The sequence below is a fragment of the Lachnotalea sp. AF33-28 genome, assembly GCF_003477885.1.
GTDB lineage: Bacteria > Bacillota > Clostridia > Lachnospirales > Lachnospiraceae > AF33-28.
Map to the genome: position 1 here is coordinate 1 of NZ_QUEE01000001.1, position 23284 is coordinate 23284.

The window sequence follows — 23284 nt, forward strand, 5'->3', positions numbered from 1 at the left end:
GGAACGGCAAAATTTTTTGCACTTCTATTGCTTCTTTATCACACATAAGCAAAATTCCCGGGATTCACCGCTCCAATAACCGGCTGCAGACCTGCCTGGATACGATTCATGCCAATTACAGAAATCCTCTCACGCTGGAGCAGCTGGCAGATATCTGCTGCCTGTCCCCTTCCTATCTGACCAAGATTTTCAAGGACAGCTTTAAAGTCACTCCGATTCAGTATCTGATCAATTACCGGATTGAGCGGGCCTGCCACATGCTCCTTCAGGAAGATTTGAGCATAGAGGATATAGCTTTGAAAAACGGATTCAACAGCGCCAATTACTTTTCACGCATTTTTAAGCAGGTGGTGGGGATTTCTCCAAAGAAATATCGTCATGAAGAGCATATAGAGATGGTAAACAGCAAAGAATCCCAGCAGCTGATTGTGCATTATGAAGTGCTGGAATAAGAATCGGCCGGAGAAAGCCTATCTGTAAGAGCTTCCTCCGGCCCGTTTTTATTTCGCAATTTCCAGACAGGCACCGTTTTCCAGCAACTTTTTTGCTACGTGATCCGGAATCTTGTCATCGGTGATCAGCCGGTCCACCGCATCAAATGAGCAAAGAACCTTTAGGCCGTATTTTTCAAATTTGCTGTGATCGGCGGCCACAATTGTCTTTTTGCTCTGCTGCATCATCGCCAGCTTTATGATGTTCTCATCGTTTGCCGAGCTGGTGATCTGTCCCTGTACGCCGATTCCGTCCGTGCCGAGGAAGAACACATCGGCATACATGCGCCTGATGCATTCAAGAGCGATCTCATCATGAAAGGAATTGGGATTGATATCCAGCCGGCCGCCGGCCAGATACAGATCGATCTTAGGGCATTTGACCAGAGCTGCAGCCGCGCTGTAGGAATTGGTGATCACGCTGCAGCTTATATCCTCCTCCGCCAGCCTGGATGCAATATGACAGCATGTGGTGCCTGCATCCAGCGCCACAGTCATACCCTCTTTTATATAGTTTCTTACCGCATAATCGGCGATTTGGGATTTTTCCGCCTGGTAAAGCGTGCTGCGCAGATAATAGCTGGTATTTTTGGGTGTGCCTTCCACCAGGACGGCGCCGCCCAGAATCCGTTTCAGAATCCCCGCGCGTTCCAGATAGGTCAGATCGTTGCGTATGGTGGCCTCGGATACCTTGAGCTTCTCACAGAACTCGTGGATGCCCACGATTTCTTTCTTCATCAGCATATTCTTTATCTGTTCATGGCGGATCTCCGCCTTTTTTCTGTTATTCATGGCCGTCTTATAACCTCCGTCAGTCCGTCTGCCAAAGCGGGCCGACCTGCTTTGGCATCCTTTTCCCGCCCTCCAAACTGTTTCGTCACATTCTCTGTCTGACCGCTTCATATAAAAATACTGTGGCCGCACATCCAACATTAAAAGAAGATGCGGAGGATGTTCCGTTCATAGGTATAGTTGCCAGAACATCGCTCCTGTCTTTAAAAGCATGGTTGAGCCCGTCCGTCTCATTGCCGATCATGATCACGGTCGGACGGGTAAAGTCTACATCCGTAAGCACGGTTTCGTTATGAGCCGTCGTTCCAACAATCTGCAGCCTGGGATACCTGTTCTTTAAGTCATCCAAATAAGCAAACAATGTGCTGTGATCGGGGACGCGTACAGAAGGCATATTAAAAAATGAACCCATGGTCGCTGCGATGACCGCCGGATCATACAGATCGACCGCATGCCCGGTTATGATCAGACCGTCAATGCCGAAAGAATCGCAGGAGCGTATGATTGTACCCAGGTTTCCCTTATTGGACGGCCGGTCAAACAACACCAGCAGCGGGTTCTCGGACAGTTTCAGCGCGGACAGGTCGTCTTCCCGCATCCTGACAATTGCCAGAAGCTCCGACGTATCTTCCTTGCTGCTGATATCCGCCATGAGATCTGCGCTAAGCTCATAGTTTACATCCGTTTGAACCGAGTTCAAAATCTTACCGGCCCAGTCAGACAGCGTCTTATCTCCGTTATAGATAAAGGAACTGATGGCCCAGTTATTCTTAACCGCCTCATTGATATTGCGGACGCCTTCGATAAAAAATTCATTATATTTATGGCGCTTGTTCCGGTTGGTTTTCAAAACCTCGAATTTCTGATATATGGCATTTTTTGAATAGATTTTTTTACTGTTCATAGAAGTAAGTCCGTCCCTTCGTATCTTCCGTTTTATTTCCTTCATTATAATCGATATATCTATAAATGACCAGCAGATATCATTCCCTGTCTATTGTTACTGTTCACACATGCCGATAAAGCAGCGTAAGAGAGGGCAGGGTATGGTCCTCATAGGGATCCCGCAAAGCCCGCACGAGGAAGCGCACTGATGTGCGCGCAGGTCATCAACCTGGCGGTTGGTGACAGTTGCTGCGCGCTTCACGGAGCGAGAGCGGGTCCCAATGAGGACCATACCCTGCCCTCTCTTACGCGGGAATTTTTCGGTAACTGTGAACAGCAACGTTATTTTATCGATATCAATAATTTAAAGCAATATTTTTATTGACTTCAACAATTTTAAGGATTATACTATCAGTATAAATAAAGGAGGTGTCTTATGAAGGTCATTATAACCAAAAACTATGAGGAATTAAGCCGCAAAACTGCCGACATTGTAGTGGATCTGGTAAAGCAAAAGCCGAACATGGTTTTCTGCCTTCCGGCGGGGGGATCGCCCATCGGCATGTACGAATGCCTGGTGAAAGACTACAGGGAAGGCAAGGTCAGCTTCCGTGACATGATCACCTATGATATGGATGAGTATGTGGGGATCGGACCGGATAATGAAAACAGTTACGCCTATTTCATGCAGAAACATTTTCTGAAATACGTGGATGTACAGCCGGAAAATGTCCACTATCCTGATGGGCTGGCCGAGGATATCGACCGCATGTGCGAACAGTACAGCCGGGAAATGTTTGAGGTTGGAGGGCTGGATCTGGCAATCACCGGCATCGGTGACGACGGCCATGTGGCCTTTAACGAACCCGGGCCATTCTTAAAGCCCCGCACCCATTCGGTACAGCTGCATGAAGAAACGGTGAAGGCCAATGCACGTTTCTTTCATGACATCCGTGAAGTTCCCCGCTTCGCCTGCTCCATCGGCATGGAAGACATCATGAGAACCCGCACCTTTCTGGTGGTAGCCAGCGGGCTGAAAAAGGCGGATATCATCGCCCGCACCTTTGCAAATGACCATATCGATCCGATGTGGCCGGTTTCCTTCTGCCGCATGCATCCCAACTGCATCTTCCTGCTGGACGAAGACGCGGTATCCAAAACAAACCCCGATCAGTTAAAGGAGTACCAATAATATGAAGCTGGAACTGGCATTAGATACCTTTACACCGCAGTCGGCCTGTGCACTGGCTGAAAGGCTGCAGGACTTTATCGATATTGTTGAAGTCGGAACCCCGATGCTGCTAAACTACGGCATGGCGGCGGTGCGCGATATGAAAAAAGCGGTGCCCGGCCTCACGCTGTTCGCGGATACCAAAATTATCGACGGCGCCAGAATAGAAGCCTGTGCCGCATTTGACGCGGGCGCGGATATCATCAGCGTAGTCGCTTGCGCACAGGATCAGACAATAGCCGATGCTGTTTCCGAAGCTTCCCGCCGCGGCAAAAAAGTGCTGGTGGATTTCATCGCGGTAAAGGACCTCGCTGCCAGAGCCGCAGAAATAAGCGGGCTGGGCGCGGATATCTTCTGTGTGCATATGGGTGTGGATGTACAGAAGATGGGGCAGTCCCATCTGCCATCCGAGATCCTGCAGATCAAGCAGGCAGTAAACGGGCCGGAAATCGCCGTGGCGGGCGGCATATCGATCCATAATCTGTATGCCATACTGGAAAACGGGCCGGATATCGTCATTGTGGGGGGCGGAATTACCGGACAGCTGGATCCTGCCGCCTCCGCCGGACAGATACGCGCTGTTCTTGACAGAACTATGGACAGGGGGAATAACAGATGAATGTAGCAGAAACCGGCAGGGCGATACTGTCCGAACTGACAGAAGCTCTGCCCGGCGAGGAAGAGAATTTTGAGAAATTGGCGGCGGCGCTTGACAGCGCGCCGCAGATATTTGTAACAGCGGCAGGGCGTTCCCTGCTGATGGTCAAGGCATTTGCCATGCGGCTGATGCATCTGGGTTATCCGGTCCATGTGACGGGGGATGTGACAACACCGGCGCTGCGCAAAGGTGATCTTTTGCTGGCGGCTTCCGGTTCCGGCGAAACGGCCGGCATACTCCGAACCGTTATGAAGGCCAAAGATCTGGGTGCGGTTACCGCTCTGATCACGGCCAATCCCGGCTCTTCAATTGCCCGGGAAGCAGAACTCGTGATCGGCCTGCCCGCGCAAAAGTCGTCACAGCCCGGAGCTTCACTGTTTGAACAGGAGCTGCTGATCACACTGGATGCCTTTATCGCGGAGCTTATGAGGACAAAGGAACTGCCCCCGGAGACCGTCTACAGCCGGCACGCCAACTTAGAATAGGGGGAAATTATTATGGGCAATCCGAATATACTGCTGACACGGGTGGATAACAGACTGGTACACGGACAGGTCGGGATGATCTGGGCCGGCTCCCTCGGAGCCAACCTGATTATTGTGGCCAATGACGAGGCGGCGACCGATCCTACGCAGCGGTCGCTGATGGAGATGACCGCCAAATTTACGGAAGTCGGCATACGCATCTTCACCCTGCAGCATACGGCGGACATCATCTACAAAGCATCGCCCCATCAGAAGATATTCATCGTGGCCCGCACGCCCGGCGACGTGTTAAAGCTGGTGAAGCTGGGCGTGCCGATCAAATCGGTGGGTTTAGGCAATATGCATTCCGCGCCCGGGAAGCGCGCCTTGAATAAGAAGATCTATGTGGACGACCAGGACATGGAAGACATTCACAGCCTCAAAGCGCTGGGCGTGGACGTATTCATCCAGGACTATCCGCAGGACCGGGCGAGGCCGGTGGAATAGCATGATTCACGCTATCTGCGCCTTATTACCGACGGATCAATTTTATCGACGGCGGGCGAGGCGGTCCTTGCCATAATCCCTGCCAGTTCTTCCGTCATGGCATGAATCTTATTTTCCACCCCAATGGCTCCGTCTTTACGCAGCGCCTCCATCATGGTCCTGCCCACGCAGACCGCATCCGCGCCCAGCGCGAGAGCCTTAAATACATCCGCGCCGCTCTCAATCCCGCAGTCAATGAATACGGAAAGCCGCCCGTCCACAGCCTTTACAATTTCGGGCAGCACCATAAGCGGAGGCACTGCATAGGGTATGATCCCGTGATGGTGGGATACCACAATGGCGGATGCCTTCGCTTCCACACATTTTTCTGCATCCTGAACGCTTAATATACCTTTCACCACAAAGGGCAGCCGGGAAGCAGCCACAAACTCTTTCAGCTCCTCTGCTGAAACCGGACTCATCTCATATCCCAAAACGTTGTCATGCTTTCCGTTTCTTCCAAACTGATGGTCTATATCCATACCGACGGCGATCGCCCCGCATTTTGCAGCATGATCTATCTTGCGGTAAACCGCCGCTCTGTCCGCATAGGGCTTTATGATCTTGACCGTTCGGGCACCGGTCTGCGTGATATCCTCCAGCTCCTTTTCGTCTCCCATGCCGCACCACATCACGGCGCCGGCTCTGCGGGCTCCTTTTGCCATCTCTGTCATGCCGTTCTCCCGCACATTCTGCAGATGGGAAAGAGCCGCCATCATCACCGGCGTGTCAAATGACTCCCCAAACAGCTGTATGCCCGTATCCGGCAGCACTCCGTCCAAATGCCTCATCTCAATTAACAGTGAATCGTAGTAATCCCTGGTGATCTGATTGGAATCCCAGGCAGTGCAGCGTTCTTCCATAACAATATCCCCTTTCCTTCCACCGGCCGCATCACGTTCAGGGCTTTACCCGCAATACCATGCCGGAGGTTTTCTCCATATCCAATGTTAATTTTCCGTCGCAGACAAACAGATCGATCTTACCCATATTATAGCCCCGTTCGTTGGTATAGATAATTCTTTCCATGATTTCTTCGTCCGTCACGCCGATCTCCCATACAGGTATACTGATACGCCGGTCTTCAAATGTGTTATTGATGACAACCGCCATCCGGTTGTTATCCCCTTCCTCTTTGCAGAACCGCCCATATGCGATCACCCCGTGCTCCGCTGCCAGAGGTTTCACAGATCCTAAGCGCAGCGCCGGACTTATTTTATGAATGCGGATGATATAACGGTGAAACTCGATCAGTTCAAAGTCCTCACGGCCCCAAGGGTAAGTCCTGCGGCTGTCCGGATCAGTCCATCCGCACACGCCGGTCTCATCCCCGTAATAGATCGTGGGGGCGCCGGGCCAGGTCATCTGTATCAGCACCGCTTCCCGGAGGATGGCTTTATTCACGCCCTGTTCCGCCATCTTTGGCCCGGCATTCTGTATTCTGCCCGGCAGCCGGTTAGTTCTGGTCAGAAACCGGGAATGATCGTGGTTGGACAGCTCATTCATGGCAGTCTGAAGCGAACCGACGCTGAAACAACACATATTATGGAGCATGGATTGAAAGAATGCGGACGCGTTATTCAGGAGATGTTCATTGTAATCGTCGCTGTGCTTTTCCATCCCCGTCAGAAACCAGGTTACAGGTTCCATAAAAGCATCGTAATTCATCACCGTATCCCACTGGTCCCCCATCAGCCACGGTGAGGGATCACCGTAATGCTCCGCCAGTATGATGGCATCCTTTTTTGCTGATTTAACGCTCCTGCGGAAATCCCGCCAGAACCTATGGTTAAAATCCTCACTGTAGCCTAAATCCGCAGCCACATCCAGACGCCACCCGTCCGCATCATAGGGTGGGGAAACCCACTTGCCGGCCACCTTCATAACATAGCGGTAGAGCTCGTCCGATTCCTCATAATTGAGCTTGGGTAGAGTTGCGTGATCCCACCAGCCGTCGTATTCGCCGTTGTAGGGCCAGGAACCGCCGTTAAAGGTGAAATAATTCCGGTAAGGGCTGTCTTCCGAAATATACGCGCCCTTTTCGTAGCCTTCCACCTGTTCGTAAATTCGTTCCCGATCCATCCATTTATTGAAGGAACCGCAGTGGTTAAACACGCCGTCCAGCACAACCCGCATCCCTCTCCTGTGTATTTCCTGTACAAGATCTGCGAAAAATTTGTTGCTCGCCTCCAGATTTTCCCTGTCCGCGCAGCGCGCCATATATTTGGAAGCCCTGCGGTTATCCCGGTCCCCTGCAGGCACAGAATCCCCGCCGTCTTTTACTATCAGTCCCAGGTGCGGATCGATATAGTCATAATCCTGAATATCGTATTTGTGGTTGGAGGGCGAGACAAACAGGGGGTTGAAATAAATCACGTCCACGCCCAGCCCTTGGATATAATCCAGCTTATCCCATACGCCCTGCAGATCTCCGCCGTAAAATGAGCGGACATCCATCTCGGCCGGATAGCGATCCCAGTCCGCAACCTTTTCCACTCCTTGTTCTTTTATATACAGATACTCCCTGTCCTCCACATCGTTTGTGGGATCCCCGTTGCAGAATCGGTCCACAAAAATCTGATAGAATACGGCGCCTCTGGCCCATTTCGGCGTATTCATGCCCGGTATAATCCGAAACAGGAAGCGTTCCGAAAGGTCCTCGCTGACTCCCAGTTTATTATAAAACAGACACTCTGCCCCCTTATGGATCTCAAAATAATACTGCATGGGGCTGCCGCCCAGTTTAAGTTCTATCTCATAATAATCAAAAATACTGTCTTCTTCCGCCTTTTTCATCAGCAGCTTCCGCTTGTCTTCCACCAAATAGATAAAATCCACATTCTCTTTCATTGTGCGGAATCGTACGGTTACATTCGAAAAAGGCTCCGGCTCTATGGGAATTCTGAAACTCTCTGTCTCGTCACTGAAAAGTGCGCTGATATGAATCTGTTCGTTATTTGCTGTCATTTATGCGGGCTCCTTCCCACTCACTGCCGTATCTGCCGCGGCTTACCTGCCGGCAGGCGGCATCTTCCCGGTTATACATAGCTGTTTCGTACCTTCATTCTATATTATCTTTCCCCATTTCTCAACAAGGTATAAAATTTTCTCTTAATTTCACAAATCTCATGTGCATATTTGTGCTATATTTCGACTGCCCATCCTGTTTTTGGGCAGTAAAAAGGACAGCTAATCCGATCGCTGTCCTTTTTAGGAGAAGGTATTTCTTTCTTATGGGGTGTAGCAAAAACTATATAATGTATTGGGGGGGGTTACGTGTTATATTATAGCATCGGATATAGAATAAGTGTGCACAAAGATTAAATTAATTCATTTTTTCTTTTGTATATTTTTGTAATACCGTTGGAAATGCCTGAAAAACGCGTTGTTTTATTTATATAAAAACCCCGCCGCGACACCGCTTACTTTTATTTCAGGCATTTTTCGCAATCCGTCCCCCGTCCGGCTCACCAGGACCAGCCAGGAGTGCTGTCCGTTTTAAAAAGCGCTTCAAATTCCATACTGTTGATCTTTTCCTTAGCGATCAGCTCATCCGCACAGCGGTGAAGAACATCGATATGCTCTACAATCATCGCTTTCGCCTTGCTGTAGCAGTCATCGATAATCCGCTTCACCTCATTGTCAATAGCGGAAGCCACATTCTCTCCGTAGGATCTGGTATGTGCCAGATCTCTGCCGATAAACACCTCATCATCGTCGCTGCCATAGTTCACAAGACCGATCTTCTCCGACATGCCGTACTGAGTCACCATGGCGCGGGCCGTATCCGTCACGCCCTTGATATCCTGCGACGCGCCGGTGGTGATGTCCTCAAATACCAGCTCCTCAGCGATCCTTCCGCCTAAGCCCACCATGATCTCCTGCAGCATTCTGCCCTTGGTATTAAACATCTCATCCTTTTCCGGCTGCGGCATCGTATAGCCGGCCGCTCCTACTCCGGTAGGGATAATGGAAACCGTGTGAACCGGCCCCACATCCGGCAACAGATGAAATAATATGGCGTGGCCTGCCTCGTGATAAGCTGTAATTTTTTTCTCCTTATCGGAAACGATTCTGCTCTTCTTTTCCGTGCCGATACCCACCTTTATAAATGAGCTCTCAATATCTGACTGTCGTATGGCCACCCTGCCTTCTTTGGCAGCCAATATGGCAGCTTCATTCACCAGATTCTCCAGATCCGCACCGGTAAACCCGGCGGTGGACAGCGCTACCTTCCCAAGGTCCACATCGTCTGCAAGCGGTTTCTTTCTCACATGTACCTTGAGTATCTCCTCGCGCCCTCTCACGTCCGGACGCCCTACGGCCACCTTGCGATCAAAGCGGCCCGGACGCATGATCGCGGGATCCAATATATCCACACGGTTGGTGGCCGCCATCACAATAATGCCCTCATTGATTCCGAACCCGTCCATCTCCACCAGCATCTGGTTCAGCGTCTGTTCCCTCTCGTCATGTCCGCCGCCCATACCGGTGCCCCTGCGCCTTGCCACGGCGTCAATCTCATCGATAAATACAATGCAGGGCGCATTTTTCTTCGCTTCCTGGAACAGATCCCGGACCCTGGAGGCGCCCACACCCACGAACATCTCTACGAAATCAGAGCCCGAAATGCTGAAAAACGGGACTCCCGCTTCTCCTGCCACCGCTTTGGCAAGCAGGGTTTTACCCGTACCCGGAGGCCCCACCAGAATAAGTCCCTTAGGAATCCTGGCGCCCATGCGCGTATATTTTTCGGGGTTCTTCAGGAAATCCGCAATTTCCTCCAGTTCCTCTTTCTCTTCCTGTAAACCGGCCACGTCCTTAAACATCACCCTAGTATCATTCTGTACCATCACTGCGCGGCTCTTGCCGAAATTCATCATGGCTCCGCCGCCGCTGCTTCCCTGCACCGCCTGGTTGGTAATAAACATCACGACAAATACCACCACCGCCGAGATGACGGCAATGCCTGCCAGGATCGGCAGCACGATGCTCATAAAGTAATCTGTTTCAGGCACATCGCTGATCACAAGATCCGTAATGCCGTATTCCAGCAGCAGATCTCTTGTTTCATTTACATCGGTGACATACACCTTTCTCTGGGCGTCCGCGTCCTTGATCTTGTAGACCACGCTGCCGGTGGGTATCTCCCGGTTCTGCCGGATCACCACGGTATCCACATTTCCCTTCTCCAGATCGGAAATAAAAAGATTATAGGAAACACCGCTTCCGGATATGTTGTTCTGGCGCACCAGAAACAGCAGCAGCACCACCATCACAATGACTACGATGATAAAGCCCGGTCCTTTCTCTCTATTCAATGACTGACCTCCTAGTTGTCAAATTCTATTACCCCAATATAGGGCAGATTCCGGTATCGCTGGTCAAAATCCAGGCCATAGCCCACCACAAACTCATCCGGAATGGAAAAACAGGTGTAATCCACCACCACTTCTTTTTTCACACGTCTGGAAGGCTTATCCAGCAGCGTGCAGATCTTGATGCTGGCCGGCTCTCTCTGCATCAGCATATCCTTCAGATAAGAGAGCGTACGGCCTGAATCGACAATATCCTCCACAATCAGCACGTCTTTGCCTTTAAGCGGTTCATCCAGATCCTTTATGATCTTTACAATTCCGCTGGATTCCGTACCCGCCCCATAGCTGGATACGGACATGAAATCAAAGGATACCGGCACCGTAATGCGCTTTGCCAGCTCCACGGTAAAGCAGACTCCGCCTTTTAATACACAGATCAGATGGACCTGCTTTCCTTCGTAATCCCTGGAGATCTGGGCGCCTACTTCTTTGATCCGGCGGTCCACTTCCTCTTCCGATAACAGCACTCTCACTCGTTCGCTCATAGCTTCCTTCCTCCATTTTGTATCTGTTACTGCTTTTTTATCGCCTGTATCTGCAGTATGGTTTTTGTATGTTCCGATACCTTGCAGTCTTCACTGATCCGGTAGCCTACGATCCAGAGAATATGGCTTCCATCCGCCACAAGCAAAATCTCATCTCTGATCCGGCGCGGGATCTTCTCATCTGTCATGAATGCCTTTACCGTCTTTTTAGAGCCTTTCGGCAGAATCCCGATATAATCCCCTGCCCGGCGATTTCTGACAGACACCGTACCCACTATTTTATCATAATCGAACCATTTCGTATACCTGTTTTCGGGAATTTTTTCCGAAGGATCGTAAGGAAAAATGTCCTGTATAAACTCCCATTCCCCGGCGCTTTCGGACTTCAATCCTCTGCTGATCCTGATACAGCCATATTCTCTGGATGCCTTGATCTTGCAGGGAAGATGTATCTCTCTGCCCACCTGCTTATCCGCAAGCGCCAGAACCGCCTCCATATGGACAGCGCCTATATCGCGGCGGGCGCTGGAGAGCTTCTCTAACGCAAGCATCACCACATATTTCTGCAGAATCGGCTCCAGTCTGCAAAAGGCGGAAAGCAGCAGATTCACTTCCCCGTATTTTTCTGAAGCCGCCGTATCCCAGACTGCCTCTGCCTGTGACCTAAGATATGCATCCGCTTCCCCGATAATCCGGCCGGCTTTCACGATATGTTCTTTTGCCTGCGCGTTGGCCTCGCATGCCTTCGGAAGTATCTGACAGCGGATGCGGTTTCTGGCGAAATTGACGTCCTCATTGGTCCGGTCCGTACAATAGGATTCCCCGTTTTCCTGCAAATACACCTCAATATCCCGTCTTCCCACACATAAAAGGGGCCGGATAATCCGTCCCCTGCGCAATGGGATGCCCGCCAGCCCTTTCAGACCGCTGCCGCGAAACAGGTTCAGCAGTATGGTCTCCGCATTATCGTCCTGATGGTGGGCCACCGCTATGGCATCGGCTCCGGCTTTTTCGGCCTCCTCCTCAAGGATGCCGTAGCGCAGTTCCCTGGCCGCTTCCTCCAGAGACATCCCATGCTCCTTCGCATAGCCGGGAGCATCACAGCGGCGGATTATGACCGGAATACCGTGTGCCCTGCCAAACTCCCCGGCAAAGTCGGCATCCGCGTCCGCATCCGCCCCCCGTATACCGTGATGGACATGCACCGCCAGAAGCTTTAAATCCATGCGGGCCTGAAGCTCCTTAAGAACCAGCGCCAGGCAGACCGAATCCGCCCCCCCGGACAGGCCGATCAGTATACAGTTTCCCGGCTCCGTAAGCGATTCGCGTGTTATCCATTCATATACATCTTCTGTTAAGCTCATTTGCATTTATGTTCCTTCATTTTTGTCTCTATTCTACTATCTTTTCCATATTCCCGCAACCAATACCGTCATATCGTCCCTGGGAATCTTCGTCTGCTCAATGGCCTTTTTCAATATATGATTGGCCAGTTCCTTTGTATTCATGCCGTCATACTCCGCAATCATCTCCCTTAACACACCCTCTTTATCCACCTCGGCAAAGGCTTCCAGTATGCCGTCCGTCATCATGATGATCATATCCCCGTCCGTCAGATTATTTTCCAGCGCGATCGGGGTTACCTCCCGGAACATGCCGATGGGCAGGGCTTCCGTTTGCAGTATCTCCACTGATTTACCGCGCTTTATAAATGTGGCGGCCGCCCCCAGCTTCACCAGCTCGCAGGCGCCGGAATACAGATCCACCATACACAGATCCAGCGTCGTGGGTTTCTGCTCCTCCCCTCTAAGGAGCAGGACGGAGTTGATCAGCTTTACGGCCGCCTCAGCAGAAAATCCCGCTTCCAGCAGCTGCTCCGCCAAATCGATCACCGTTTCGCTCTCAGCAAAAGCAGCCTGTCCCGATCCCATACCGTCGGACAGACACAGCAAAACCCTCCCCATAGGAAGGTTTGTAAAGGCGAAGGTGTCGCCTGACAGATTTTCTTCGTTTTTTACAGCCCTGGCGATGCCGTGCAGCATCAAAAATTCCGTATCCTCTTCAAACTTTACGGTCCGGCTCTCCCTTCCGATCACCGCCCGGCTGTCCGCGGCCGGCCTCCATCTCCGATGCGTCTCACTGCTTAAGGTCTCCGCCAGATCCTTGGAGGTCACGCACCTTCCGTTTTCGGAGCGCATTGTGATATACGCTTCCTGCCGGCTGTCCCCGTGCTCCAGCACCAGCATCTTCTCCGGCCGTATACGGTGCTCTTTCAACGCATGCTTCATCATGTTTTCCATCTGTCCCGTCACATCGGTCACATCGGTAATCTGTCCCGCCGCCTCCTCCAGTATATTCCCCAATTCGTGAAACTGTGCCACCACAGCCTCCCGGCTCTCCATAAAACGTCCCTTCCAGTCCACATCGGCATTCTCACTCTCCCCCTGGCAGCAGAATGCAAAGGAACGGGCCAAGCCTGTGAAGGATTCTGAAATCTCCTTCAGCTTCCAGGCGGACCATTCCTCATAAGAACACATGAACTCCTCTTTATGTACTGCTGTTTTTTTCACCTGTTCCACCCTGGTCAGGCCCTTGGGAAGAATAAAAAACAGCAGAATGCCCGTCACCATCTCGGGCGCCTGTCCGCTTAGAAATTCCGGCGCATAGACAGCGCCTATCCCCACCGCGGCCGCAGCAAAACCGATGCTGCTCCCCGCTTTTCCCAGCCCGTTGAAGATGCCGGCCAGCGCACCGATCACGCAGAATATGCCCAGCGGCGCCAGGCTCTCCATCCTGACAGTCTGCACCAGCCCGCACGCAGCCCCCATGACCGCTCCAGTGGCCACCCCATACTTATAGCCGGTAAACAGGGTCAAAAAATACAGCACCGCCTCTATGATTGAGACTGCCAAAAAACTGCGGTCCATAAACTCCACCACAATCAATGCCGCAAGGAAAGCGGCCGCCGCTTTTGCAATCCAAAGTTTACTCACCTTTTTTTCCATATCCATCTCCTCCTATACTCTGCCCTATTATACTAGCCTGTCCGCGAATTTTTTGTCAAAAGCTGTAGGAGGTAAAAAAAAATTTTTAATCCTTAGCGGAGCGTTTTTTTATTCAATAGGTCTTATTTACCTATTAAAAAAAGAAAGATTCCGCGCCGTATCTGCGTCGGAATCTCTCCTGAATGCTTCTTTATTATCCAATCATCTGTATCTGTCTGTTCTCTGCTCACCCGTCATTCTGTGCCCGGTTTTAAAAGTATCTCGTCTTTATTAACCAGTCCCAGCTTCTGGCGGGCCATATTTTCTATGAACTCTTTGGTCTGCACATAGATACGATACTGCTCTAACTCTGCCGTGCGGTCTTCCTCCGCATCCAGCTGCGTCTGCAGATCTTCCTTCTGCTGCAGGTAAACGGCCTCTTTTTCTTTCAGCTGCGCGGTCTGGACAAACAGAGCGCATAAAAGCAGCAGCGCCACTACCGTAATGGCCAGAACGCCCAGCTTATTGCCTCTATTCTCTTTTCTTCTGCGCTTTCTGCGCATTCCAACCACCACCTGGCTAATATTGCGTTTATTTATAGTCTACTGGATTTCCTGTTCTTTTTCAATCCTTTTTTGGCGCCTTTTTCTGCCAATTTTTTTCACCGCCTTTTTTATCAGGCGGATCGGAAAACCCAGCACTGCGGATAAAGCTCTCACCAGCAGCGAACTGAAGGTGAGCTGGCCTACAATCATGCCGAGAGCAGCCCCGCCTATAATAAAGCCCCGCATGGCCCCGTCGTTGGATCTGTATACCATCCAGAATATCAAAAGGGATGCGGCCAGCCAATAAAGGAAATCTTCCAGAGCTAAAAAAAAGCTGCCGTGGGGAATCAGGTTGCGGAATATGCGGATGCCGTCATAGATAAGCAGCAGCAAAATCCCGATCGCAGCCGATATGAGCAGCAGCCGAACCTCTTCCACGATCACACCGCTCATATTCTCTACTTAAACATACGGGCAAAAAGAGACTCTCCCCGTTTTTCAAAAGATTCCAGATTCGAGTAGGAGAAGCTGTCCAGCGCGCCGTCCACATCCACTTCACCCTTCTCAAGAGTGAGCCGCTTCACATGAAGATCCTGTCCCTTAATGGTGAGCATACCCTGCTCCGTCTCCAGCAGTATCTCTTTTACATCGAAGGAGATCACATCCTTCACACCGGTGATATTCGCCAGATTCCGATTCGTAAGTGTGAGCTTATGGCCGCTTTTGGGCCTTTCTCTTTCTTCCATACATATCCCTCCTGTCCACTTCTTTTTAAATGTATGTGGACAGGTAGGCATTTATTCCAATATCCGCATCACAGATACCGGAACAATTCCGCAGCGGATTCCTTCTTCACCGTTTCCTGCACATTAAGCACTTCCACCTTCACGGCCTTATTGCCGAATCCGATTTCAATGATATCGCCAACCTTCACGTTATAGGAGGCCTTTACAGGCTTGTCATTTACCGTCACCCGGCCCGCGTCGCAGGCCTCGTTGGCCACCGTCCTGCGCTTGATCAGACGCGATACTTTCAGATATTTATCCAGTCTCATATACTGCTCCTTATTCCGATATAATTCCATTCCGCCGCAGTGCGTTCCTGCCCGGAAGGCTTTCCCATGTAAATATAAAAAGGGCGACCGCGGCCGCCCTCCTTCTGTTTAAACTGATTTATGCGTTCACCATATCTTTTAACGCTTTGCCTGCTTTGAACTTCGGCATCTTGGATGCTGCGATGGTCATAGCCTCTCCGCTCTTCGGGTTTCTGCCCTCTCTGGCAGCTCTTTCTGCTACTTCAAATGTACCGAAACCAACGATCTGAATTTTTTCACCCTTTACTAATTCTTCAGCGATTACATCTGTAAATGCCTTTACAGCCTTTTCTGCATCTTTCTTAGAAAACTCAGCTTTTTCTGCTACAGCAGCGATTAATTCTGTCTTGTTCATTTTTTTCCTCCTAAAATCGTGCAGGTATATGCACTCGAAATATATACTGTGATATCATTTATATACTTTTATTCCTTGTTTGTCAAGGATTTTCGGGATATTGACGCATATTTGCAGTTACTATATTGTAACAGTTGGGGGACATGAAACAGTGGTATGGGATTGTGTAATTGATCCCGCTGCCACCTATTTTGTTTTTGCGGTTTAACCTAGGCTGTAAACAGTAACGTTTATCCAGTTTAAAGAACATATGTTCTTTATATGTTATTGACAAGAATCCTTTTATAGCATATAATGATATCAGAAAAGAACGTCGCCAGAGAACGCGAGGGTGTAAATCACCAGCATGCTTGACATGTGGTAGTCGCGCTGGGGGTTCTTTTCTTTTTTACATTTTACATATCATTCTCTGAATAAAGTACTTCGGGTCAGGCTTCATTTCATTTGAGTAATATTTAATCCCGTAGTTGCTAAGTTTGTCATTTCTCCTATAAAGAAATTTACTTAAAGGATAGTTATAACAGGGCGTTATAAGGCCATAGGTATTTGTTTCATGATAATAAAACATAGAAGTTGCACATATATCTGCAAGCTGTAACATATCCCATGAAATGGCTGTTTTACTCTCAATTTTAGTAAATCTGTTTGCTATTTCGTTAAACTCATAATTTAACAGTTTATTTTCAATATAATCAATTAATTCTTGGTCTCGAGCAGTTCCACGGCTTGATAATACGACTTTACCAACTCTATTTGTATCCCGGAGCAGCCACGATACTCGTTCCATTAGAAAGCGACAGGCATAGTTATATGTAACGAAACTGGGCTTGTCCGTAGGATTCTCACATTTCAGGGTTACTTTTGATGTATCTAATATTATGTTTATATACTCAAAATTTCCTTTCGATAGTTCGTTTACAACATAGGAGCGTTGTTCAAATCCCCGAAGCTGCCGGAAATGGATATTCTGAATATTTAGCTTTGTCTTTATAGATTTAATTATTTCTCGCAATCGTATTTCGTCATCGGAATTAACAATTACAGCAGTAAGTATAAACCATTGAGTACCTCTGTTAACGCCTAAATCGCCAGCTTCATCAATATAAACAGTACAGGTGTTTTCCATAACATGACCTCATAATTGTAGTTTTAGTATAACATTTTATGGCAACTAGAATCGTAACTAATATGCATCACTTCTTTGACTGCTTTTCCAGGGATTTTATTTCATTCCAAAGATTCAGACCTTCTTCGGGCGTGAGCGCCTTTTTATCACCGAACACATGCGGATGACGGCGGATCAGCTTCTCACATACGCCGTCGATCACATCCTCCATGGTGAAGTCTCCTCTCTCAGCGGCGATCTGCACATAGAGCGCTACGTTTAACAGCACATCCCCCAGCTCTTCACACAGGTTTTCCATATCCTCATGCTCCACCGCTTCTGTCACTTCCTGCACTTCATCCAGCAGAGGCTTTTTCATTGACTCATAGGTCTGTTCCCGATCCCAGGGACAGCCGTGCTCTGATCTTAACTCGCTGATTATGTTTCTGAAATCCTCAAAGGTATAGCTTTTTTTATCCATCCGTTATATGCTCCTCTCTGTGAAGGGTTTGTCATAAGTCTAATACTTTTAGAGACAGGAGTCAATGCGCGGTAGCAGCACATGTGATTTGCTTGACAAAACTGGAGAAAAAGAATATAGTAAAATCAGTAATTATTACTATTTTATGAAACTTTTATCGTGTGCATGCGGTGGGCACCGGGGCCGCGCGGGAGGATGGGGATACCCCGTTAAAATAGGTGCAGAAATGAGGTTTATATGGCTAAATACAAGTGTAATGTATGCGGGTATGTTTATGATGAGGAGGCCGCGAAGGCACCGTTCTCCTCACTGACACAGTGTCAGGTCTGCGGGACGGCGAAGTCCTCTTTTTCTCCTCTTGCTGCGGATGAAGAAGCCGGCGCCCGAAGGGAGGAAACGGCAGGGGAGCTGTCCTATCCTGCTGAATTTGAAAGGCACAATACAGGGGAACGCCATATGGAGGATATTCACCGCATGGCGGTGAGCGGATCCTCGATCATCGATGCGATGAGCACGAAGATCGCGCTTCCTTCCTGGGAGGATATCCTGGTGCTGGGCGCACAGCTGAATCCGTTTCCTCTCGATGAGCACGCCGATGTCCGCACCACCACGGTAATCGGAAAGCACGCGCGCCTTCCCATGGTTCTGGAAAGCCCGGTCTATATCTCCCATATGTCTTTTGGCGCCCTCTCGGCGGAAACCAAGATCGCCCTGGCCAGAGGGTCGGCCATGGCCAAAACAGCCATGTGCAGCGGAGAAGGCGGCATACTGCCTGCAGAAAAGAATTCCGCTTACCGCTACATATTTGAATATGTTCCGAATAAATACAGCACTACCACAGAAAACTTCATGACCAGCGATGCCATCGAAATAAAAATCGGTCAGGGCACTAAACCCGGCATGGGAGGGCATCTGCCGGGCGCGAAGGTAACCGAGGAGATCGCCCGGGTGCGTGATAAGCCGGTGGGCCAGGATGTGATCAGCCCCTCGCGTTTTGAGGAGATAGAGACGAAAGAAGATCTGCGCACGTTAGTCTCGCGCCTGCGCGATATCTCCGGAGGGCGCCCCATCGGCATAAAGCTGGCCGCCGGACGCATCGAGAAGGATCTGGAATATGCCATTTTTGCGGAACCGGATTTCATCACTATAGACGGCCGCGGCGGCGCCACCGGAGCCAGTCCCAAGCTGATCCGGGATGCCACCAGCGTTCCTACCGTTTATGCTCTCTACCGCGCAAGAAATTATCTGGACAAGAAACACGCGGATATTGACCTCGTGATCACCGGCGGGCTGCGGGTATCCTCGGATTTTGCCAAGGCACTGGCCATGGGCGCGGATGCGGTGGCCATCGCTTCCGCCGCGCTGATCGCCGCCGCCTGTCAGCAGTACAGGATCTGCGGCACCGGCAAATGCCCCATGGGAATCGCCACGCAGGATCCCGAGCTTCGGAAACGCTTTTCATTAAATGCCGGAGCGGCCAGGGTCGCCAATTACCTGAACGTAACGTTAGAAGAGCTGAAAACATTTGCGCGCATTACCGGACATGACGATGTACATGACCTGTCTGTCGATGATCTCTGTACGGTCAGCGATGAAATCGCAAGATATACAAATATACCTCATGCTTAAGCATGTAATATCGATTCTTTACTTTTAAACCGTCCCCCTCTGTCGTATAATAAAAATATACATCACAATTTATTGCGCAGCTCATGCGCGGAAATGGAGACTGCTATGAAGTTAACCTTTATCGGGGCGGATCACGAAGTGACCGGAAGCTGCCATTTTCTTGAAGCCTGCGGCAAACGCGTTCTGGTGGATTACGGTATGGAACAGGGGCCGAACATTTACGAAAACCATGATCTTCCGGTCAGCCCTTCGGAAATTGATTATGTTCTGCTGACGCATGCCCATATCGATCATGCGGGTCTGCTGCCGCTTCTCTATTCCAGAGGCTTTCGAGGCAGGATTTACGCCACCCAGGCTACAGTGGATCTGTGCAGGATCATGCTGCGCGACAGCGCGCATATACAGATGTTTGAGGCTGAATGGAGGAACCGGAAGGCCAGGCGTTCCGGGCAGGAGGCTTATACCCCCCTCTATACGATGGAAGACGCATGGAATGTGCTGCAGCATTTCTCCGGTGTCGGTTACGGCGAGCGCATTGACCTCTGCGAGGGCATTGAGGTGCGTTTTACGGATGTGGGCCACCTGCTGGGCTCTGCCAGCATCGAAGTCTGGATCACAGAAAAGGATTGCAGCAAAAAGCTGGTTTTCTCAGGCGATATCGGAAATATGAACCAGCCCATCATTAAAGATCCCCAATATACGGCGGATGCCGACTATGTCATCATGGAATCCACCTACGGGGACCGCTGCCACAAGGTTCTGCCGGACTATGTTGCCGAGCTGGCCCGGCTGATCCAGGAGACCTTCGACCGGGGCGGCAATCTGGTGATTCCTTCCTTCGCAGTGGGGCGCGCACAGGAGCTGCTGTACTTCTTAAGAATCATCAAACACGACCGCCTGGTCAGGGGGCATGAGGGTTTTGAAGTATATGTAGACAGCCCCCTTGCGGTGGAGGCTACCAACGTATTCAACCAGAATGTAGCCGGTTATTTTGACGAAGAGGCTATGGAGCTGGTCAGACAGGGCATCAACCCCATAAATTTTCCGGGTCTGAAGCTCTCCATCACAAGTGAGGAATCCAAGGCCATCAATTTTGACGAACGGCCAAAGGTGATCATTTCCGCATCCGGCATGTGTGAGGCGGGACGGATCCGGCATCATTTAAAGCACAACCTGTGGAGGCGCGAATGTACTGTTCTCTTTGTAGGCTATCAGGCATACGGCACGCTGGGGCGGGCGCTGATTGAGGGTGCGTCCGAAGTAAAGCTGTTCGGCGAACAGGTCGAGGTTAGGGCACACATCGAAACGCTGGACGGCATGAGCGGGCACGCGGATCAGCAGGGGCTTCTGAAATGGATCAACGCCTTTACGGACAAACCGGACCGTGTCTTCGTCGTTCACGGCGAGGATGCAGTATGTGACAGCTTTACCGCACTGCTAACCGAGCAGTACGGCTACACAGCCACAGCTCCTTACAGCGGCACGGTCTACGATCTGGCGACAGGTGCATGCATCGAGAGCCCTGCTCCGGTGCGCATTGCTGTTAAGCCTGCTGCCAGAAAAGCTTCCGCAGTATTTGCCCGCCTTCTGGCCGCCGGGCAGAGGCTCATCACCGTCATTCACAGAAATGAGGGAGTCGCCAACAAAGATCTGGCCAAATTTGCCGATCAGATCAACGCGCTATGCGATAAATGGGATCGGTAGTGAGTTCCGCTCGCGGAATTCTCCGCCTGCGGCGGGTCGCTTTAGCGACATAATACCTTCCCGCCGCAGTGCGATCCTTGCGGAGCATTTTTATTCAATAGGCCACATTTTCCTATTGAATGAAAAGAATCCCGCTCGCGGGATTCTCCGCCTGCGGCGGGTCGCTTCAGCGACATCATTCCATTCCGCCGCAGTGCGATCCTGCCCGGAGGGCTTTTTATTCAATAGGTCGCATTTTTCTATTGAATAAAAAAGTACCTCCACAGCCATCCGGCGGAGGTACTTTTTAATTTCGGGTATAAAAGGACAGTATTTCAGCTCTCCATCTGGCGGCCTAAAAATCCGGCGGCAGCGGCGGCCAGTTTCTGTTCCACCTCTCCCATCTTGATGCGCGCATCCTTTCCCATTAAGGCAACCGCTCCGATCGCATCCCCTTCACAGATGATCGGATAGATTACCTGACAGGTATATTCTTCCGCCTCACCGGCAATTATGGACACATATTTCTTATCCTCCCTCACAGCCGTCACGGATTCCCTGTTTAAGATCAGCTGTTCCAGCTGTTTGCTGATTGCCTTGCCCAGCTGTTCCTTCTTCCCCCCTGCTACAGCGATGATCTGATCCCTGTCCGTGATACAGACCATATGTCCGCTCACCTGCGCCAGGGAATCCGCATACTGTTTGGCAAAACTGCCCAGTTCCGCCATCGGGGAATATTTCTTTAATATGATTTCGCCTTCTCTGTCCGTGAAGATCTCCAATGGAGTGCCTTCACGCAGCCTTAATGTACGGCGGATTTCTTTTGGTATGACCACGCGCCCCAGGTCATCAATTCTTCTCACTATTCCTGTAGCCTTCATTTAAAAATAAACCTCCATTTACGCTTATAGTATTTCTGCAAAAAGCTGCCTTGCTACTATTATTTGTAAATAGAGGTTTATTATACCTGACCTGACCATCTTTTGCACTCTTTCCTGAAAAACTCTTACCGATCACCCGGCATACCGTTACAGTTCACCGTTACCGTAAAGTTCCCGCGCATGACAGGACAGGAATATCTTCCGCACTGTTATTATTTGTAAATCGTGGATTACTATACCTGGTACATAAATGTACTGTTTTCTGAATTTTTAATATAATCCAGCATTTTTTCAATTTAATGTGCGGCGGGATTACGCTAAAATGAAGTGGAACCAATTAATTCGTAACAGGACCGCTTATCAACTGAAACCTAGGATAAGCAGAAAGGGTGATCGTATGTATACTCCAAAAACTTCTTCTCATTTCACTCCCTATCAGGACCCTGTCACAGGTGTGGTGACCTATATCCTGAAAAATGAACTCGCGCCGCTGACTCAGTCCTTTTATTTTGTCAATCCTTCCATGACAGAGGATGGGCGCTTTCTGTGGTTTTACTGCGCTTTTCCGCCTTCCGGTTCCGCCGGAAACGGAAGGACGCTGGGACTGATCGATTTTGAAACGGATGAAATCGTTCATTTCCCGGAAACACAGTTTACCAGCTCCTCCCCTGCCGTAGATCCTAAAACCGGGGATTTATACTGGTGTAATTCAAAGGGGATCTATAAGCATGCGCCAAAAAAGGGGGCATCCGTTGTTTTCGTAGCTTCCAATCCATTTTTAAAAGCCTCCAACGGACGGATGGCCACACATTTGACTTTCAGCGCTGACCGCACGGAGCTGTTTCTGGACGGGGACATGGGGGACCGCTGGCATATGGGGTCTCTTAGACTGGCGGATGGCATTTATACGGAATGGTATAGCCGGGATTACTGCATGGACCATGCGCAGTTTCATCCCACGGATAAAGACTTGGTGCTGTTTGCAGAGGATCTGTGGACGGATAAAATCACAGGCGAGCATCATACGGTCCGCACACGAAAATCCGACGGAAGATACTTAAGGCTCTGGACAATCAGGCGGGGAGAAGAGCCGGTATCCTACCCAGTTTATGAAAACCATCTTGCCACACACGAATGGTGGTCCAGGCAGGGGGAGAAGTTCTATTACTGCGGCGGATATAAGCACAACACCGGCATATGCTCCTACAATATGAATACGGGAGAGACGGTCATGGAAGTGCTCTCCCCAGCCTGGCACGGACACAGTTGCCGGGATGACAGCCTGTTTACTCTGGATGAAAACGACGAATTCTGGCGGGGATGCCCGTCGCGCACGGCCTTCTATAATAAGCGGACTGAGAAAAAGATCTACATCATCTCCGACAATCCGTCGCTTTTCACTAAGGAACAGCCTTCGGATTACCATACGGACCCTCATCCACAGTTTACGGCTGATGACCGCTATATCGCTCATACCACCACGGTGCTGGGCGCAGTGCAGTTTGCGCTGACGCCGGTGGACCAGCTGATCCGAATGACCCAATAAAGCGGGAACGGACCGGTACCGCTGGCTGTAGCGCTCCCCCCTCCGCCAGTCC

General features: G+C 50.3%; 25 protein-coding genes. 9 read left to right on the forward strand and 16 right to left on the reverse strand.

What is annotated here, in order from left to right; translation table 11 throughout:
- Window positions 1-452 (forward strand): helix-turn-helix transcriptional regulator (locus DWZ56_RS00005; RefSeq protein WP_147369361.1); only part of this gene is annotated, 452 nt, incomplete at its 5' end.
- 48 nt (window positions 453-500) lie between these two features.
- Here DWZ56_RS00005 and DWZ56_RS00010 read toward each other — a convergent pair.
- Both DWZ56_RS00010 and DWZ56_RS00015 read right to left on the reverse strand, forming a co-directional pair.
- Window positions 501-1283, reverse strand: coding sequence for a DeoR/GlpR family DNA-binding transcription regulator (locus tag DWZ56_RS00010; RefSeq protein ID WP_158584358.1), 783 nt, complete (start codon window positions 1281-1283; stop codon window positions 501-503).
- An 85-nt stretch (window positions 1284-1368) separates the two neighbouring features.
- Window positions 1369-2187, reverse strand: a complete 819-nt coding sequence (locus DWZ56_RS00015; RefSeq protein WP_158584359.1) for a TrmH family RNA methyltransferase — start codon at window positions 2185-2187, stop codon at window positions 1369-1371.
- Window positions 2188-2376: 189 nt separating this feature from the next.
- On the opposite strand from DWZ56_RS00015, the gene DWZ56_RS22635 reads away from it, so the two are divergent.
- From DWZ56_RS22635 to agaB, 5 genes are read left to right on the forward strand one after another with little or no spacing between them, the layout of a single operon-like run.
- Complete coding sequence (locus DWZ56_RS22635; protein WP_158584360.1) at window positions 2377-2553, forward strand: hypothetical protein; 177 nt, start codon at window positions 2377-2379, stop codon at window positions 2551-2553.
- 51 nt (window positions 2554-2604) lie between these two features.
- Complete coding sequence (gene nagB, locus DWZ56_RS00020; protein WP_118554340.1) at window positions 2605-3360, forward strand: glucosamine-6-phosphate deaminase; 756 nt, start codon at window positions 2605-2607, stop codon at window positions 3358-3360.
- Window position 3361: 1 nt separating this feature from the next.
- Window positions 3362-4018 carry a 3-hexulose-6-phosphate synthase gene (gene hxlA / locus DWZ56_RS00025; RefSeq protein ID WP_118554341.1) on the forward strand — a complete coding sequence of 219 codons (657 nt, stop codon included), beginning with the start codon at window positions 3362-3364 and terminating at the stop codon, window positions 4016-4018.
- Entirely contained in the window at window positions 4015-4542 is a 528-nt protein-coding gene (gene hxlB, locus DWZ56_RS00030; RefSeq protein WP_118554342.1) for a 6-phospho-3-hexuloisomerase, read from the forward strand. Before hxlA ends, hxlB begins: the two co-directional genes overlap by 4 nt.
- Window positions 4543-4554: 12 nt before the next feature.
- Complete coding sequence (gene agaB, locus DWZ56_RS00035) at window positions 4555-5028, forward strand: PTS galactosamine transporter subunit IIB (RefSeq protein ID WP_118554343.1); 474 nt, start codon at window positions 4555-4557, stop codon at window positions 5026-5028.
- Window positions 5029-5039: 11 nt separating this feature from the next.
- Here the strand turns inward: agaB and DWZ56_RS00040 are convergent, their stop codons facing one another.
- The 13 genes from DWZ56_RS00040 to DWZ56_RS00100 form a co-directional block, all read right to left on the reverse strand.
- Window positions 5040-5930: an alpha-hydroxy acid oxidase gene (locus DWZ56_RS00040; RefSeq protein ID WP_118554344.1), complete on the reverse strand. Its 891-nt coding sequence runs from the start codon at window positions 5928-5930 to the stop codon at window positions 5040-5042.
- A gap of 37 nt (window positions 5931-5967) precedes the next feature.
- On the reverse strand, window positions 5968-8034 hold the full coding sequence (locus DWZ56_RS00045) for a glycoside hydrolase family 13 protein (RefSeq protein WP_118554345.1): 2067 nt from the start codon (window positions 8032-8034) through the stop codon (window positions 5968-5970).
- Window positions 8035-8534: 500 nt separating this feature from the next.
- On the reverse strand, window positions 8535-10388 hold the full coding sequence (ftsH, locus tag DWZ56_RS00050) for an ATP-dependent zinc metalloprotease FtsH (RefSeq protein ID WP_279220264.1): 1854 nt from the start codon (window positions 10386-10388) through the stop codon (window positions 8535-8537).
- 11 nt (window positions 10389-10399) lie between these two features.
- Window positions 10400-10930: a hypoxanthine phosphoribosyltransferase gene (gene hpt / locus DWZ56_RS00055; RefSeq protein WP_118554346.1), complete on the reverse strand. Its 531-nt coding sequence runs from the start codon at window positions 10928-10930 to the stop codon at window positions 10400-10402.
- A gap of 26 nt (window positions 10931-10956) precedes the next feature.
- Window positions 10957-12294 carry a tRNA lysidine(34) synthetase TilS gene (gene tilS / locus DWZ56_RS00060; RefSeq protein ID WP_158584361.1) on the reverse strand — a complete coding sequence of 446 codons (1338 nt, stop codon included), beginning with the start codon at window positions 12292-12294 and terminating at the stop codon, window positions 10957-10959.
- A gap of 36 nt (window positions 12295-12330) precedes the next feature.
- Window positions 12331-13935, reverse strand: a complete 1605-nt coding sequence (locus DWZ56_RS00065) for a SpoIIE family protein phosphatase (RefSeq protein WP_158584362.1) — start codon at window positions 13933-13935, stop codon at window positions 12331-12333.
- Between the two features lie 233 nt (window positions 13936-14168).
- Window positions 14169-14477 carry a septum formation initiator family protein gene (locus DWZ56_RS00070; RefSeq protein WP_118554349.1) on the reverse strand — a complete coding sequence of 103 codons (309 nt, stop codon included), beginning with the start codon at window positions 14475-14477 and terminating at the stop codon, window positions 14169-14171.
- 39 nt (window positions 14478-14516) lie between these two features.
- Window positions 14517-14912 (reverse strand): spore cortex biosynthesis protein YabQ, encoded by a 396-nt coding sequence (yabQ, locus tag DWZ56_RS00075; protein WP_118554350.1) that lies wholly within the window; start codon window positions 14910-14912, stop codon window positions 14517-14519.
- 5 nt (window positions 14913-14917) lie between these two features.
- Window positions 14918-15205 (reverse strand): sporulation protein YabP, encoded by a 288-nt coding sequence (yabP, locus tag DWZ56_RS00080; protein ID WP_118554351.1) that lies wholly within the window; start codon window positions 15203-15205, stop codon window positions 14918-14920.
- 68 nt (window positions 15206-15273) lie between these two features.
- Entirely contained in the window at window positions 15274-15513 is a 240-nt protein-coding gene (locus DWZ56_RS00085; protein WP_118554352.1) for an RNA-binding S4 domain-containing protein, read from the reverse strand.
- A 118-nt stretch (window positions 15514-15631) separates the two neighbouring features.
- Entirely contained in the window at window positions 15632-15931 is a 300-nt protein-coding gene (locus DWZ56_RS00090) for an HU family DNA-binding protein (RefSeq protein WP_279220267.1), read from the reverse strand.
- 364 nt (window positions 15932-16295) lie between these two features.
- Window positions 16296-17033, reverse strand: a complete 738-nt coding sequence (locus DWZ56_RS00095) for a DUF3800 domain-containing protein (RefSeq protein WP_118554354.1) — start codon at window positions 17031-17033, stop codon at window positions 16296-16298.
- Between the two features lie 67 nt (window positions 17034-17100).
- Window positions 17101-17493 (reverse strand): MazG nucleotide pyrophosphohydrolase domain-containing protein, encoded by a 393-nt coding sequence (locus DWZ56_RS00100; protein WP_118554355.1) that lies wholly within the window; start codon window positions 17491-17493, stop codon window positions 17101-17103.
- 237 nt (window positions 17494-17730) lie between these two features.
- On the opposite strand from DWZ56_RS00100, the gene DWZ56_RS00105 reads away from it, so the two are divergent.
- Together DWZ56_RS00105 and DWZ56_RS00110 are read left to right on the forward strand one after the other, a co-directional pair.
- A complete protein-coding gene (locus DWZ56_RS00105; protein WP_118554356.1) occupies window positions 17731-19122 on the forward strand; it encodes a glutamate synthase-related protein in 1392 nt (463 codons plus the stop codon).
- Window positions 19123-19227: 105 nt separating this feature from the next.
- Window positions 19228-20826: an MBL fold metallo-hydrolase RNA specificity domain-containing protein gene (locus DWZ56_RS00110; protein ID WP_118554357.1), complete on the forward strand. Its 1599-nt coding sequence runs from the start codon at window positions 19228-19230 to the stop codon at window positions 20824-20826.
- A 314-nt stretch (window positions 20827-21140) separates the two neighbouring features.
- Here the strand turns inward: DWZ56_RS00110 and spoVT are convergent, their stop codons facing one another.
- On the reverse strand, window positions 21141-21686 hold the full coding sequence (gene spoVT, locus DWZ56_RS00115; protein ID WP_118554358.1) for a stage V sporulation protein T: 546 nt from the start codon (window positions 21684-21686) through the stop codon (window positions 21141-21143).
- 397 nt (window positions 21687-22083) lie between these two features.
- Here spoVT and DWZ56_RS00120 point away from each other — a divergent pair, with 397 nt between their 5' ends.
- Window positions 22084-23232, forward strand: coding sequence for a hypothetical protein (locus DWZ56_RS00120; protein WP_118554359.1), 1149 nt, complete (start codon window positions 22084-22086; stop codon window positions 23230-23232).
- The last annotated feature ends 52 nt before the right edge of the window (window positions 23233-23284 follow it).

What these genes read in the sequence shown, in the direction of transcription:
- hpt (WP_118554346.1), bottom strand. Translation starts at nt 10,930, where the DNA reads ATGAGCGAACGAGTGAGAGTGCTGTTATCGGAAGAGGAAGTGGACCGC.
- hxlA (WP_118554341.1), top strand. Translation starts at nt 3,362, where the DNA reads ATGAAGCTGGAACTGGCATTAGATACCTTTACACCGCAGTCGGCCTGT.
- DWZ56_RS00040 (WP_118554344.1), bottom strand. Translation starts at nt 5,930, where the DNA reads ATGGAAGAACGCTGCACTGCCTGGGATTCCAATCAGATCACCAGGGAT.
- yabP (WP_118554351.1), bottom strand. Translation starts at nt 15,205, where the DNA reads ATGGAAGAAAGAGAAAGGCCCAAAAGCGGCCATAAGCTCACACTTACG.
- DWZ56_RS00070 (WP_118554349.1), bottom strand. Translation starts at nt 14,477, where the DNA reads ATGCGCAGAAAGCGCAGAAGAAAAGAGAATAGAGGCAATAAGCTGGGC.
- spoVT (WP_118554358.1), bottom strand. Translation starts at nt 21,686, where the DNA reads ATGAAGGCTACAGGAATAGTGAGAAGAATTGATGACCTGGGGCGCGTG.
- DWZ56_RS00045 (WP_118554345.1), bottom strand. Translation starts at nt 8,034, where the DNA reads ATGACAGCAAATAACGAACAGATTCATATCAGCGCACTTTTCAGTGAC.
- DWZ56_RS00095 (WP_118554354.1), bottom strand. Translation starts at nt 17,033, where the DNA reads ATGGAAAACACCTGTACTGTTTATATTGATGAAGCTGGCGATTTAGGC.
- DWZ56_RS22635 (WP_158584360.1), top strand. Translation starts at nt 2,377, where the DNA reads ATGTGCGCGCAGGTCATCAACCTGGCGGTTGGTGACAGTTGCTGCGCG.
- DWZ56_RS00105 (WP_118554356.1), top strand. Translation starts at nt 17,731, where the DNA reads ATGGCTAAATACAAGTGTAATGTATGCGGGTATGTTTATGATGAGGAG.
- DWZ56_RS00120 (WP_118554359.1), top strand. Translation starts at nt 22,084, where the DNA reads ATGTATACTCCAAAAACTTCTTCTCATTTCACTCCCTATCAGGACCCT.
- DWZ56_RS00065 (WP_158584362.1), bottom strand. Translation starts at nt 13,935, where the DNA reads ATGGAAAAAAAGGTGAGTAAACTTTGGATTGCAAAAGCGGCGGCCGCT.
- DWZ56_RS00085 (WP_118554352.1), bottom strand. Translation starts at nt 15,513, where the DNA reads ATGAGACTGGATAAATATCTGAAAGTATCGCGTCTGATCAAGCGCAGG.
- agaB (WP_118554343.1), top strand. Translation starts at nt 4,555, where the DNA reads ATGGGCAATCCGAATATACTGCTGACACGGGTGGATAACAGACTGGTA.
- DWZ56_RS00100 (WP_118554355.1), bottom strand. Translation starts at nt 17,493, where the DNA reads ATGGATAAAAAAAGCTATACCTTTGAGGATTTCAGAAACATAATCAGC.
- DWZ56_RS00015 (WP_158584359.1), bottom strand. Translation starts at nt 2,187, where the DNA reads ATGAACAGTAAAAAAATCTATTCAAAAAATGCCATATATCAGAAATTC.
- DWZ56_RS00010 (WP_158584358.1), bottom strand. Translation starts at nt 1,283, where the DNA reads ATGAATAACAGAAAAAAGGCGGAGATCCGCCATGAACAGATAAAGAAT.
- tilS (WP_158584361.1), bottom strand. Translation starts at nt 12,294, where the DNA reads ATGAGCTTAACAGAAGATGTATATGAATGGATAACACGCGAATCGCTT.
- DWZ56_RS00110 (WP_118554357.1), top strand. Translation starts at nt 19,228, where the DNA reads ATGAAGTTAACCTTTATCGGGGCGGATCACGAAGTGACCGGAAGCTGC.
- yabQ (WP_118554350.1), bottom strand. Translation starts at nt 14,912, where the DNA reads ATGAGCGGTGTGATCGTGGAAGAGGTTCGGCTGCTGCTCATATCGGCT.
- nagB (WP_118554340.1), top strand. Translation starts at nt 2,605, where the DNA reads ATGAAGGTCATTATAACCAAAAACTATGAGGAATTAAGCCGCAAAACT.
- hxlB (WP_118554342.1), top strand. Translation starts at nt 4,015, where the DNA reads ATGAATGTAGCAGAAACCGGCAGGGCGATACTGTCCGAACTGACAGAA.